This window comes from Stenotrophomonas sp. AR029 (assembly GCF_047520695.2).
GTDB classification, from domain to species: Bacteria; Pseudomonadota; Gammaproteobacteria; order Xanthomonadales; family Xanthomonadaceae; genus Stenotrophomonas; species Stenotrophomonas sepilia.
The window spans coordinates 1,189,499-1,202,572 of the sequence record NZ_JAXBQQ020000002.1; the positions used below are offsets into that span (position 1 = coordinate 1,189,499).

Sequence of the window (13,074 nt, forward strand, 5' to 3'; positions counted from 1 at the left end):
GCAACGCCCCTGCCCCGCGCTAGGATTGCGTCCATGACCCCGGCCATCAACCTGCTCAAGCGCGAGAAGATCGCCCACACCGTGCGCAGCTATGTGCACGACGCCCACGCCGAATCGTATGGCGGCGAAGCCGTCGACAAGCTCGGCCTCGACCCGGCCCAGGTCTTCAAGACCCTGCTGGCCAGCACTGAAGCACATGAACTGCTGGTGGCGATCGTGCCGGTGGCCGGCCACCTGGACCTGAAGGCGCTGGCCGAAGCGGCCGGCTGCAAGAAGTGCGAGATGGCCGCCGCCGACGCCGCGCAGCGTGCGACCGGTTACCTGGTCGGCGGCATCAGCCCGCTGGGGCAGAAGAAGCGCCTGCGCACGTTCCTGGATGCCAGCGCGCAGGTGTTGCCCACGCTGCACGTCAGCGCCGGCCGCCGTGGCCTGGAAGTGGAACTGGCGCCGGCCGACCTGCTGCGCCTGACCGCCGGCCACTACGCTGCCATCGGCAAGGCACGCTGATGCGCTGGCCGTGGTCTGCGGCACCGCCGCCCAGGCTGGAAGACGCGCAGGCCGATGTGCTGCTGCAGGACCTGCTATCGCGCGACGCGACGCGCATCACCGACGCCGCCCGCATCGTCGCACGACTGTTCAGTGCACCGTCGCTGGACGCATTGGCCGCGCATGTGGACCTGATTGAACGTAGCTGCCACGGCATCACCCTCGGCGGCATGCTGATCAGCAACCAGGCGCATCTGGAGGCGGCCCTGAAACGGCTGCGTCACTGGCAGGCGCACGCAGGCTGCCTGTGCGCGCTCAATCCCGGCTACCCGTTCTTCGATCCGCGCCGCCTGATCGAACAAGGGCAGATGCAGCTGCTCGCGTTGCAGGAGGCCGAGGATGGTTGGGGCGATTGCCACAACGTTGCCTGCATGCACTGCGGCCAGCATTGGCAGGCCATCGACCGCGAGTACCACTACCCGTGGTGGGAATGGAAAACTGCCTGAAGGCCAGGCAGCCAAGCATGGCGTGGCTCTACTGCGGTCCGTACACTCACGCGATGCGTGGATGACCAATATCGCTCACGGCCGCCAGTTCGCGTTGCTCTCCCAGAACTCGACAGAACGCCGGTAGGCATCGCGGTCCAACGGCACGCCGGAACCGCCCTCTTCCACGCCCAGCGCATTGCGCATCATCGTGATCGGCGCCATCGGCACCTCTTCCGGCTCGGCGGTATAGATACAGCCGACGATGCCCCAGTCGGCCTCGATCGGCGAGCCTTCCTTCGCCAGCTGCTCGGCGCTGTACAGGATCACCACCAGATAGTTCGCACGCGGCGACTCCACGCCCTCGAACCAGCGCACCAGCACCGGCAGTTCGTCGCGATTGCGTGCCTCGTAACCACTGCGCAGCAGATGGCGGTTGGCCTCGGTGATCGGCACGGTCAGGCAGCGCGTGCTGGTCCAGTTCTCGTAGACGAACAGTTTGCAGAACGGCGCATAGCCGTCCAGTACCTTCATCGGCGCGTGCGCGTTGAGGTGCGCTTCGAACTGTTCGGCAGTGCAGTCCTGGATCGTGTTGCCACGCGGTACGCGCGGGAACAGGCGGGGACGGGCGAAATCGGTGAGAACGATGGACATGGCGCGGCGTGATCAGGGAATCTGCTGCACAGGGTACCTGCCCACGCGGCATGGAGGGCGGGATGCCGATGGTCACTGGCATCGGCACCCGTGTTGGCGCACCCTGCAGGCGACCCCATGCAAGGATTGCCGGTTCATGGATGCACTACCCCGCTCCGCCCGTCGTCGCCGCTGGCCGCGCGTGCTGGCCGTGCTCCTGCTGGTCCCACCCCTGTTGTTCACCGCCGCCCTGCTCTGGCCGCTGTCTGCACCACCGCTGCCCCACCCCGGCAACAGTCACGTGATCGTCAACGCACGCGTGGTGGACATCGCCCGCGGCCAGGCCAGCGAACCCACCACGGTGACCGTGCGCAACGGCACCATCACCGCCATCGGTGAAGACCCGCCGGAGACCACGTTGCCGGTTCTCGATGCGGGCGGACGCTGGCTGCTGCCCGGTTTCTGGGACATGCACACCCATGCACTGCAGCTGTCACCGCAACTGCAGTTTCCGTTGATGCTGGCCAACGGCATCACCGGTACCCGCGACATGATGGACTGCCCACAGGCCACCGATCCGCTGATCGCCTGCGTGGCCGACAAGCGCCGCTGGACCGCACAGGCCATTGCCGGGCAGCAGGTTGCACCGCGCTTCGTACAGATCGCCAGCTTCTATTTTGAAGACCCGGCGCTGACGCCGGATGCAGCGGGCGAACGTGCACACGCGTACCGCGCACGCGGCGTCGATGCGTTCAAGGTCTACAACCGCCTTCGCGCCGAGACCTACCAGCGGCTGGCCAGCGAAGCGCGGCAGCTGCATCTGCCCCTGGTCGGACACCTGCCCAGGGCGGTCCCGCTGGAAGCCGCATTGCACGCGGGCCAGCGCAGCTTCGAGCACGGCCATCTGTTCGTGCGCCATTGCGTGGACAGTGCCGCCGCCTGGCGCGAAGGCTCGCTCGATGACAGGAACCCGACCGCGCTCGCCGAAGCCATGGTGGGTGACTACCAGCCCGCCCTCTGCGCCCAGGCGTTCGACCTGATGCAGGCCAGCGGTGCAGCGTTCGTACCGACCCATGTCACCCGCGAAGAGGATGCACGCGCGCGCGATCCGGCGTTCGTCGACGACCCGCGCCTGGCCTACCTGGATCCGCTCTCGCGCTGGGCATGGCGCGACGATCTGAAGGCCACCGTGGCGCGCTATCCCGGCGCGCGCGGCGAACAGGCGCTGAAGGCCTACTTCACCCATGGCCTGGCGCTCACCGGCGCCGCCCATCGGGCTGGCGTGACCGTACTGGTCGGCACCGATACCGGACTGGGTGGACTGCGTTACCACGACGAACTGCAGTGGCTGCGGCAGGCGGGGCTGAGCCAGGCCGACGTGCTGCGTGCGGCCACGCTGCAGGCCGCGCGTCATCTGCAGCTGCAGGCATCGCATGGCAGCGTCGAGGTCGGCCGGGCCGCCGACCTGGTGTTGCTCGATGGCGATCCGCTGCTGGACACCGGCAACACGCGCCGCATCCACGCCGTGCTGTTGGCCGGGCACTTGTACGACCGCCCGCGCCTGGACGCACTGTGGGCGTACGCCCGTGCACAGGCACGCTCGCCGGCGGTGATGGCGCGCCTGCTGTGGGGCTTCATCACCAGCCCGGTCAGCGCTGAGCTGTAGCAGCCTGTCCCGCGCGAGCGCCCGGCAGCGGCCACGCTTCCACATATTCGCGCACATCCATCTTGATGAAGCGATATACTGATCCACACCCGCCGCCGCCGCCCGTGCCATGACTGCCATCAGCTTCGAGTTCTATCCGCCCAAGACCGACGAACAGCGCAGCCAGCTCGATCGCGCCGCAGCCAAGCTGAAGGACTACGGCCCCGAGTACGTGTCCTGTACCTTCGGCGCTGGTGGCTCGACGCTGAGCTATACCTCCGAGACCGTGCGCCATCTCAACCAGCACCATGGCTTCGAGGCCGCACCGCATCTGTCGTGTGTCGGCGGCACCCGCCAGGAAATCCGCGAACTGCTCAAGCTGTACCGCGCCATCGGCTGCCATCGCCTGGTCGCGCTGCGCGGCGACCTGCCCTCCGGCATGGGCTTCCCCGGCGACATGCGCTATGCCGCCGAGCTGATCGAGTTCATCCGCGCCGAACACGGCGATGCGTTCCGCATCGAGGTAGGTGCCTACCCGGAGACCCACCCACAGGCCTCCGATGCATTGGCCGACCTGAAGCACTTCAAGGCCAAGATCGATGCCGGCGCCGACGCGGCGATCACCCAGTATTTCTACAACCCGGATGCGTACTTCCACTTCGTCGATGCCGTGCGCCGGCTCGGCGTACAGGTACCGATCACGCCCGGCATCATGCCGATCGCCAACTTCAGCCAGCTGCGCCGTTTCTCCGAGCAGTGCGGTGCGGAGATCCCGCGCTGGATCAGCCGCAAGATGCAGGCCTATGGCGATGACGCCGAATCGGTGCGGGCGTTCGGTACCGAAGTGGTCGCCAGGCTGTGCCAGCGCCTGGTCGAGGGCGGCGCGCCGGGCCTGCACTTCTACACCCTGAACCTGGCCAAGCCGACCACGTCGGTGCTGAAGCTGCTGCACGGCTGAAAGCACGCCATGCCACCGCGATCGGCGCTACCCTGCGTCGATGAACCGGCTTTCCTTCCTGCTGTTGCTGCTGTCATTGTGCTCGGCATCGAGCGTTGTCCATGCGCAGTCCACGCGCTTGAACCGCTGCACCGATGCGCAGGGCCAGAGCGTGTATACCGACCGGCCCTGCGACAGCGTCGGCGCCCGATCACGATTGCCACCGCCCGCGCCCACCGGCAGCACCCTGCGGCGAGACACCCTGGGGGCGCGCTGCCCACGGCGCCTTAGCGAGCTGGTGGACGCGCTGCGCATCGGCATCCTCAGCAACGATGTGAACCGGTTGTCGTCGCTGTACCTGTGGGGCGCGGTCTCCGATGCCGGTGCGCAGCGCATCCTCGGTCAACTGGAATCGCTGGCGCGGCGGCCGCTGGTAGACGTGGTACCGGTGTATCCAGGACAGGGCCAGGACGCAGTGACTGACGAGGGTCAGGGCCCTGCTGCGCAGGGATCCGCCCCTGAGCCGACGGATGTTCGCCATCCGGTCGGACTGCGTCTGGAGCAGACCCTGCCAGGCAGCGTGGCGCGTGCCTCGACGGTGGTGGGATTACGGCGGCAGTACGGGTGTTTCTGGATCACGTTGTGATCGCAGGCATCCATCCACGCATGGCGTGGATCTACTGCCTCCCTTCCACGCCAGCACCGGGCGATGCCCGGCGACCGACGCGGCTTTACGCCGGCCACAACCCGCCAATCGCAGCGATACCCTGCCCACCGTGGCGACGGGCTTCGGCGATATGGCCGGCAACCATCCCACCCAACGCGTAGATCGGCAGCGACACCTGCGCGCGCAGCGCGGCGAAGGCCTCCCAGCCCAGCGGCACTGCCCCGGGGTGGCTGGCCGTGGCCTGCACCGGGCCGAGCACCACGAAGTCGCAGCCCAGCCGCTGCGCCGCCTGCAGCTGCTCCAGGTCGTGGCAGGACGCGGCGACAAGCTGCCCTTCCGGCAAGGGCCGTTCCTGCAGGTCCTGCAGCTGCTCGCTGCCCAGGTGCACACCCACGCCCAGTGCGCGTGCCAGCGCGACATCGCGGTTGACCAGCCATTGCACGCCGCGACGATGCGCGCGCACGGCCTGTTCGATCATTGCCTGCCGTTGCGGGTGTTCCGGTGGCAGGCGCAGCTGGATGCGCTGCTGGCCCGCCGCGACCGCGCGCTGCAGGCAGTCATGCCAGTGCTGCACGCCGCTGGCATCGTCAGCCGGCGCCGGCGTGATCAGGTAGCGGTCCGGTTGGCGCAGTGCGGCCACCACCGGCAGGTCGGCCGGCGGCATCGAATAGCGGCCCAGCTTGTCCTGCGCCACCCAGGTGATCGCCTGGCCTTCGCGGCCGCGCGGGGTGCCCTTCCAGCTGCGGACATGGCGCACTTCCAGGGTCAGGTGCTTGTCCGGATAGCGCTGCGGCACGTCCATCAGCCAGGGCCCGACATCGGCCTCGATGCCCAGCTCTTCGCGCAGTTCACGCGCCAGCGCCTGTTCGGAGGTCTCGCCGGATTCGCGCTTGCCGCCGGGGAACTCCCACAGGCCGGCCATGTCGCGGTTCTCGGTACGGCGGTTGAGCAGCACGCGGCCACGGGCGTCGGTGATGACGGCGGCCACGACGTGGATCGATCGGGTGGGGGAAGGCATGGGGGAAGCATGCCCAGAACAGTGCGGCCGGCGCAATCACGGATCCGGTGCAACTCCCCCGCAACAAACGAAAAGCCCCGCTTTCGCGGGGCTCTTCGGGATCAGCTCAGCTGGCCGTGGCAGTGCTTGTACTTCTTGCCACTGCCGCACGGGCACGGATCGTTGCGGCCGATCTTCGGCTCGTCGCGCTGCATCTGCGCGACGCCCTGCTGCGCAGCCTGCACCTGCGCGGCTTCCTCGTCGGCACTGTAGCCGCCCGCATCCTGGTGCTGGAACTGCGACTGGCTCAGGCGAGCCTGCGCCTGCTGCCGCTCGGCGGCCTCCAGGGCCTGCACTTCCTCGTCGCTGCGGATACGCACGCGGGCCAGCAGGGTCACCACTTCGCGCTTGACGTTCTCCAGCATGTCCGAGAACAGCTCGAAGGCTTCCTTCTTGTATTCCTGCTTGGGCTGCTTCTGCGCGTAACCACGCAGGTAGATGCCCTGGCGCAGGTAATCCATGCGCGCCAGGTGCTCCTTCCAGCTCTGGTCCAGCACGGTCAGCATCACGTGCTTCTCCAGCGCGCGCATGGTCTCTTCGCCCAGGCTGGCTTCCTTCTCGGCGAAGTGCTGGTTGACGCGCTCCTGGACCTTGCTGGCGATGGCCTCGGCGTCCAGTTCCTCATGCTGCTTGACCAGGTCGGTCAGCGACATCTGCAGGCCGAAGTCCGACTCCAGGGTCGCTTCCAGGCCACGCAGGTCCCACTGCTCGTCGATCGAGTTCGGCGGCACGAAGCGCGCAACGATGTCGAAGATCACGTCGTCACGGATGCCGTCGACGTTGTCCTTCACCGATTCGGCGTCCAGCAGCTCGTCGCGCTGGGCGTAGATCACCTTGCGCTGATCGTTGTTGACGTCGTCGAAGTCCAGCAGGTTCTTGCGGATGTCGAAGTTGTGGGCCTCGACCTTGCGCTGCGCCTTTTCGATCTGGCGGCTGACCAGGCGGTCCTCGATGACGTCGTCTTCCTTCATGCCCATCATGCGCATGGCCTTCTGCACCCAGTCGGAGGCGAAGATGCGCATCAGGTTGTCTTCCAGCGACAGGTAGAAACGGGACGAACCCGGGTCACCCTGGCGGCCCGAACGGCCGCGCAGCTGGTTGTCGATACGACGCGACTCGTGGCGCTCGGTGCCGACGATATGCAGGCCGCCAGCGGCCTTCACTGCGTCGTGGCGCTTCTGCCATTCGGCCTTGACCGCCGCCTTCTGCTCGTCGGTTGCGTCCTCGCCCAGAGCGTGGATCTCGGCTTCCAGCGAGCCGCCCAGCACGATGTCGGTACCACGACCGGCCATGTTGGTGGCGATGGTCACCGCCGCCGGGCGGCCCGCGTTGGCGACGATGGTCGCTTCGCGGTCATGCTGCTTGGCGTTGAGCACTTCGTGCTTCACGCCGGCCTTGCTCAGGTGCTCGGACAGCATTTCTGAGGTTTCGATCGAGGTGGTACCCACCAGCACCGGCTGGCCGCGCTTGGCGCACTCTTCGATGTCGGCCAGCACCGCATTGAACTTGCCCTTGCGGTTGAGGAACACCTGGTCCGGGCTGTCCTTGCGGATGGTCGGGCGGTTGGTCGGGATCACCACCACTTCCAGGCCATAGATGCTCTGGAACTCGAACGCTTCGGTATCGGCCGTACCGGTCATGCCGGACAGCTTCTTGTACATGCGGAACAGGTTCTGGAAGGTGATGCTCGCCAGCGTCTGGTTCTCGCGCTGCACCGGCACGCCTTCCTTCGCTTCCACCGCCTGGTGCAGGCCATCGGACCAGCGGCGGCCGGCCAGGGTACGGCCGGTGAATTCGTCGACGATGACCACTTCGCCATCGCGCACGATGTAGTCCACGTCACGCTGGTAGATCGCGTGCGCGCGCAGGGCGGCGTTGAGGTGGTGCACCACGGTCAGGTTCTGCGCCGCGTACAGGCCTTCGGTCTCGCCATCGAGGATGCCGGCCTCGACCAGCAGCTGCTCGGCGTGCTCCATGCCCGCTTCGGACAGGTGCACCTGCTTGCCCTTCTCGTCGACCCAGAAATCGCCTTCGCCGTCTTCCGCTTCCTGCTTGACCAGGTGCGGCACGACACGGTTGACGCGGATGTACAGCTCCGGGGAATCATCGGCCGGACCGGAGATGATCAGCGGGGTGCGCGCTTCGTCGATCAGGATGGAGTCGACTTCGTCGACGATGGCGTAGTGCAGGCCGCGCTGGTAGCGGTCGGCCTTGGACAGCGCCATGTTGTCGCGCAGGTAGTCGAAACCGAATTCGTTGTTGGTGCCGTAGGTGATGTCCGCAGCGTAGGCTTCGCGCTTGTCGCTGTGCGGCATGCCCGGGTACACCACGCCCACGCTCAGGCCCAGCCAGTTGTACAGCTTGCCCATCTGCGCGGCGTCGCGGCGGGCCAGGTAGTCGTTCACGGTGACCACGTGCACGCCCTTGCCTTCCAGCGCGTTGAGGTACACCGGCAGGGTCGCCACCAGGGTCTTGCCTTCACCGGTGCGCATTTCTGCGATCTTGCCCAGGTGAAGCACCATGCCGCCGATCAGCTGCACGTCGTAGTGGCGCATGCCCAGCACGCGGCGACCGGCTTCGCGGCAGACCGCGAACGCTTCCGGCAGCACCTTGTCCAGGGCTTCACCGCCAGCAATGCGCTGCTTGAACTCCGGCGTCTTGGCCTGAAGCTGCTCGTCGGACAGCTTCTCGATCTCCGGCTCCAGCGCATTGATCTTGGCGACGATGCGGTTGAGCTGGCGCAGCTGTCGTTCGTTACGACTGCCAAATACGCGGGTAAGCAGGCTGTTGATCATTGAAGGAACCGGGTTGGATGGACACGACGCCCGGCCTCCCCTTGGGGATCCGTCCGCCGCAAACGAAACAGGGCGCCTGGCGCCCTGTCGATGGCAACACCCATTGTAGCTTGGGACGGCCGCAAGGGGTTTCAACCCTTTGGCGGCAATGGCATCCGAACATTCCCGGTAGTGCCGGCCGCTGGCCGGCAATCCGCGATGCTGCCGAAATCCATGAGGTTGCCGGCCAGCGGCCGGCACTACCAGATCAACCGAGTCGGGTCAGAGCCCTTGCGCGGCGCGGAAGGGATCCGACCCGGGGATCAACCGCGGCTGACCCGCCCGACCGGCGTGTTGCCGCCGTCGCCGAGGAACTTGCGCGGGTTGACCACGTTGCCGTTCTCCCACACCTCGAAGTGCACGTGGGCACCGGTCGAACGGCCGGTGGAACCGGCCTTGGCCACTTCCTGGCCGGCACGGACCAGGTCGCCGGCCTTCACCACCAGGCGCGAATTGTGCGCGTAGCGGGTGACATAGCCATTGCCATGGTCGACATCGACGACATTGCCGTAGCCGCCCTTCACGCCGGCGAAGCTGACCACGCCCTCGGCCACGGCCATCACCGGGTCACCGACCTTTGCGTGGAAGTCCATGCCCTTGTGGGTGGCGGCGCCGCGGCCGAACGGGTCGGCACGGGTGCCGAAGCCGGACGTCACATAGCTGTTGCGGATCGGCATGCGCGACGGCACGGCGTTCTGCTGCAGCTGGTGGTCGAACATCAGCGATTCCATCACCGACAGCTGGCGGCCTGAAGCAGCGAAGCGCTGCTCCAGCACCTGTAAGTCGGCGTTGACGTCCTTGACCGGGATGTCGCTGGTCGGGCCGCCTGCGTCACCGTCACCGAGGCCGGGGGTCTCGTTGAAGTCGAACTCGCCGTCCTCCAGCTTGCCCATCTGAGTCAGCCGTTCGCCGAGGGCGTTGAGGCGGGTCGCCTGGGCCTGCAGCTCGCCGAGGCGGGCCGCCAGCGCATTGACCTGGGTCTGCGCATCGCGCTTGACCTTGGCCAGCTCCGCATCCTGGCGCTCGACCTTGGCCTGCAGCCGGGAATCATTCAGCGCGCTGGCGCCAATGCCGCCAGCAAGGCCGATAATGCAGCCTACCCCGAGCACGCTGCCCAGCAGGGCGCGGGGGCGGTCCTCGAAATAGAACCGCAAACGCGTGATCGGCGACGATTTGGCCTGTCCTTCACGCGTTTTGATTACGATCTTTTTGAATGCCATCAGTGAGTTTTCATGTCTGAGCCGAAATCCAGCGTTCGCCCCGCGTCGGCACCGAAACCGGCGCTGGATGCGGTAATGGCGGACAAAAGCGGGAACCCGCTGCGGCGTGCCCTGTGGCTCGACGCGCTGGACCGTCAGTTGCGCCCCCAGTTGCCGCCACCTCTGCGCAGCCGTTGCCGGCTGGCCAATGTGGACGGGGAACACCTCGTTTTTCTCGTCGAGTCCCCGGTCTGGCATGCCAAGTTGCGGCTTGCCGAAGCCCAGCTGCTCGACGCGGCCCGTTCCATCGGGCTGAAGGCCACCAGGGTGACCATCAAGACTGCGTCTCCCACTCCCACGCGCTCCCCAGCGCTCGACAACCGGAATGGACCCCACGCAGTTTCAGCCGCCACGCACAAAGGGCTACGCGACGCCTTGGCTTGCCTGCAGGACGTTCCCTCGAAGCCGAAGAAACGGTCCTGATGGCAACGGAGCATCCGGCTCCGCTCCCCGTCGCGCGTGTCACCACGGCGTGAAACATTTCGGGGGCCGGGTCGCATCCTAGCGGCCATCCGGGGGCCTGTCGTTAGATTGTTGTTAAAACTGCGTTAAATTCAGGCTTCTGATCCAACAGGTTCACAAAACCGTGACCTTGAACCAGCCTTGACGTCTTTCAAGCACGCTGAATGCGTCGCCAACGCCGGAAACAAGAACGCCGCCCAGGAAGGCGGCGTTTTTATCTTTAAATTCAACAACCTATGGAATCATGCGTACGCCGGGGTGGCGTATTCCACCGGATCCGGGGTGGCCGGCGAGTCGAAGCTGACCCATTCCCAGGCACTGGCATCGGCCATCAGGGCCCGCACCAGCTTGTTGTTGAGCGCGTGGCCGGACTTGAAGCCTTCGTAGGCACCCAACACCTGGCCACCGGCCAGATAGAGGTCGCCGATGGCGTCAAGGATCTTGTGGCGCACGAATTCGTCGGCGTAGCGCAAGCCGTCTTCGTTGAGCACGCGGAACTCGTCCAGCACGATGGCGTTGTCCATCGAACCGCCCAGGCCCAGGTTGCGCTCGCGCATGTACTCCAGGTCGCGCATGAAACCAAAGGTGCGCGCGCGGGAGATTTCCTTGGTGTAGGCCAGCGTCGAGAACTCGATTTCCTGGCGCGACTGCTTGGCCGGAATCATCGGGTGGTTGAACTGGATGGTGAAACCCAGCTTGTAACCCTCGTACGGGGTGAAGCGGGCCACCTTGTCGCCCTCGGTCACTTCCACGGTCTTCAGCACGCGGATGAAGCGCTTGGGCGCATCCTGTTCCACGATGCCTGCCGACTGCAGCAGGAACACGAACGGGCCGGCCGAACCGTCCATGATCGGCAGCTCGGCCGAGGACAGCTCGACGATGATGTTGTCCACACCCAGGCCGGCCAGCGCCGACATCAGGTGTTCGACGGTCTGGATCTTGGCGTCGTTGCAGGTCAGGCCGGTGCACAGGGTCACTTCGGTGACCAGTTCGGCCTTGGCCGGCACTTCCACCACCGGGTCCAGGTCCACGCGGCGGAACACGATGCCATGGTTGACCGGTGCCGGGCGCAGGGTCATGTAGACCTTGTCACCACTATGCAGGCCAACGCCGGTGGCGCGGATCGTGTTCTTGAGGGTGCGTTGCTGGATCATGGGGATGGACCGGAAGTGACACATTAGATTAACACGCGCACTCCCCTACCCTGGCTGAAACGCCAGTGACAGCCACCGGCAGGACACACCGGCACGCCGCTGGGAAAGCGCGTGAAGCAGGGCGGCCGGGCCCATCCTGGCCCGGCGCCCGCATTTTCAGGACATGGTGGCGCAACCCGGGGAGGACAACCCCGGGCCGCCCCGCTTAGTCCGCCTGGCGGCGCAGGAAGGCCGGGATGTCCAGGTAGTCGTTCGGCAGTTCCGCCGCTGCCGGGGCCGAAGCCGCCGGGGCCGACGGGGCCGACGGGGCCGACGCCGCCGCGGTATCGCTGCTGGCGCGACGCAGGCCCAGGCCCATGCCGCCCACGGCCTTGGACACGGCATCGCCGCCGTTGTCGAACTCGCCGAACTCCGGCTGGCCAGTGGTGGCGTTACGGACCAGCTTGATCGGTGCACGCTCGCCCGGACGCTGGGTCTTGCTGGCCGAGACGCGGTTCAGGCCAGTGGCCACCACGGTCACGCGCACTTCGTCCTGCATGTCCGGGTCCAGCACGGTGCCGACCACGACGGTGGCGTCTTCCGAAGCGAAACCGTCGATGGTGCGGCCGATCTCGTCGAACTCGGCCATGGTGAAGTCGGCGCCGGCGGTGATGTTGACCAGGATGCCGTTGGCACCGGCCAGGTTCACATCGTCCAGCAGCGGGTTCTGGATCGCCGATTCGGCAGCGGCCTGGGCGCGGTCATCGCCCCGTGCGGTGCCGGTACCCATCATCGCCAGGCCCATTTCGGACATGACGGTGCGCACGTCGGCGAAGTCGACGTTGATCAGGCCCGGACGCACGATCAGGTCGGCGATGCCCTGCACGGCGCCCTGCAGCACGTCGTTGGCGGCGCGGAAGGCCTGGATCATGGTCGCGTTGCGACCCAGCACGGTGATCAGCTTCTCGTTCGGGATCGTGATCAGCGAGTCGCAGTGCTGGCTCAGTTCCTCGATGCCCTTCAGCGCCACCTGCATGCGGCGACGGCCTTCGAACGGGAACGGCTTGGTGACCACGGCCACGGTCAGGATGCCCATTTCCTTGGCCAGCTGCGCCACCACCGGCGCAGCGCCGGTGCCGGTGCCGCCGCCCATGCCGGCGGTGATGAACACCATGTCCGCGCCCTGCAGCGCGTCCATGATGCGCTCACGGTCTTCCAGCGCGGCCTGGCGGCCGACTTCCGGGTTCGCGCCTGCGCCCAGGCCCTTGGTCACGTTGGTACCCAGCTGCAGCTGCAGCTTGGCACCACAATTCTTGATGGCCTGCGAGTCGGTGTTGGCGGTGATGAACTCCACGCCGTCCACCGCCGAGTTGACCATGTGCGCCACGGCATTGCCGCCGCCGCCGCCCACGCCAACCACCTTGATCACCGCATTGGGTGCCATCTTTTCGATCAGTTCAAAATGCGCCATGTCCG

General features: G+C 66.5%; 12 protein-coding genes. 6 read left to right on the plus strand and 6 right to left on the minus strand.

The genetic code is table 11. The features are described 5' to 3' along the window. The first annotated feature begins 33 nt into the window (after window positions 1-33). Window positions 34-507 (plus strand): Cys-tRNA(Pro) deacylase, encoded by a 474-nt coding sequence (ybaK, locus tag ACM0PB_RS12115; protein WP_005415308.1) that lies wholly within the window; start codon window positions 34-36, stop codon window positions 505-507. Further along, window positions 507-992, plus strand: coding sequence for a hypothetical protein (locus ACM0PB_RS12120; protein ID WP_065178753.1), 486 nt, complete (start codon window positions 507-509; stop codon window positions 990-992). Before ybaK ends, ACM0PB_RS12120 begins: the two co-directional genes overlap by 1 nt. Before the next feature lie 75 nt (window positions 993-1,067). On the opposite strand, the gene ACM0PB_RS12125 is transcribed toward ACM0PB_RS12120, so the two are convergent. Further along, window positions 1,068-1,625, minus strand: a complete 558-nt coding sequence (locus tag ACM0PB_RS12125; protein WP_188248401.1) for a DUF3228 family protein — start codon at window positions 1,623-1,625, stop codon at window positions 1,068-1,070. Window positions 1,626-1,761: 136 nt separating this feature from the next. Between ACM0PB_RS12125 and ACM0PB_RS12130 the strand changes: the two genes are divergently transcribed. The 3 genes from ACM0PB_RS12130 (at window position 1,762) to ACM0PB_RS12140 (ending at window position 4,832) form a co-directional block, all read left to right on the plus strand. Beyond that, entirely contained in the window at window positions 1,762-3,270 is a 1,509-nt protein-coding gene (locus tag ACM0PB_RS12130) for an amidohydrolase family protein (RefSeq protein WP_065186662.1), read from the plus strand. A gap of 109 nt (window positions 3,271-3,379) precedes the next feature. Next, window positions 3,380-4,207, plus strand: coding sequence for a methylenetetrahydrofolate reductase [NAD(P)H] (metF, locus tag ACM0PB_RS12135; protein ID WP_005415304.1), 828 nt, complete (start codon window positions 3,380-3,382; stop codon window positions 4,205-4,207). A gap of 40 nt (window positions 4,208-4,247) precedes the next feature. Further along, window positions 4,248-4,832 (plus strand): DUF4124 domain-containing protein, encoded by a 585-nt coding sequence (locus ACM0PB_RS12140; protein ID WP_171956445.1) that lies wholly within the window; start codon window positions 4,248-4,250, stop codon window positions 4,830-4,832. An 85-nt stretch (window positions 4,833-4,917) separates the two neighbouring features. Here the strand turns inward: ACM0PB_RS12140 and ACM0PB_RS12145 are convergent, their stop codons facing one another. The 3 genes from ACM0PB_RS12145 to ACM0PB_RS12155 form a co-directional block, all read right to left on the minus strand. Further along, window positions 4,918-5,871: a Nudix family hydrolase gene (locus ACM0PB_RS12145; RefSeq protein WP_065178756.1), complete on the minus strand. Its 954-nt coding sequence runs from the start codon at window positions 5,869-5,871 to the stop codon at window positions 4,918-4,920. A gap of 101 nt (window positions 5,872-5,972) precedes the next feature. After that, window positions 5,973-8,705, minus strand: coding sequence for a preprotein translocase subunit SecA (secA, locus tag ACM0PB_RS12150; RefSeq protein WP_005415301.1), 2,733 nt, complete (start codon window positions 8,703-8,705; stop codon window positions 5,973-5,975). Window positions 8,706-9,007: 302 nt separating this feature from the next. After that, complete coding sequence (locus tag ACM0PB_RS12155; RefSeq protein WP_053498833.1) at window positions 9,008-9,964, minus strand: M23 family metallopeptidase; 957 nt, start codon at window positions 9,962-9,964, stop codon at window positions 9,008-9,010. 12 nt (window positions 9,965-9,976) lie between these two features. On the opposite strand from ACM0PB_RS12155, the gene ACM0PB_RS12160 reads away from it, so the two are divergent. Next, the gene (locus ACM0PB_RS12160) at window positions 9,977-10,426 is read left to right on the plus strand and encodes a DciA family protein (protein ID WP_049413132.1); all 450 of its coding nucleotides are present in this window, start codon (window positions 9,977-9,979) and stop codon (window positions 10,424-10,426) included. 281 nt (window positions 10,427-10,707) lie between these two features. Here ACM0PB_RS12160 and lpxC read toward each other — a convergent pair whose 3' ends face one another. Both lpxC and ftsZ read right to left on the minus strand, forming a co-directional pair. Continuing rightward, complete coding sequence (gene lpxC, locus ACM0PB_RS12165; protein ID WP_005415298.1) at window positions 10,708-11,619, minus strand: UDP-3-O-acyl-N-acetylglucosamine deacetylase; 912 nt, start codon at window positions 11,617-11,619, stop codon at window positions 10,708-10,710. 205 nt (window positions 11,620-11,824) lie between these two features. Then, window positions 11,825-13,069: a cell division protein FtsZ gene (ftsZ, locus tag ACM0PB_RS12170; RefSeq protein WP_414603843.1), complete on the minus strand. Its 1,245-nt coding sequence runs from the start codon at window positions 13,067-13,069 to the stop codon at window positions 11,825-11,827. Window positions 13,070-13,074: the final 5 nt, after the last annotated feature.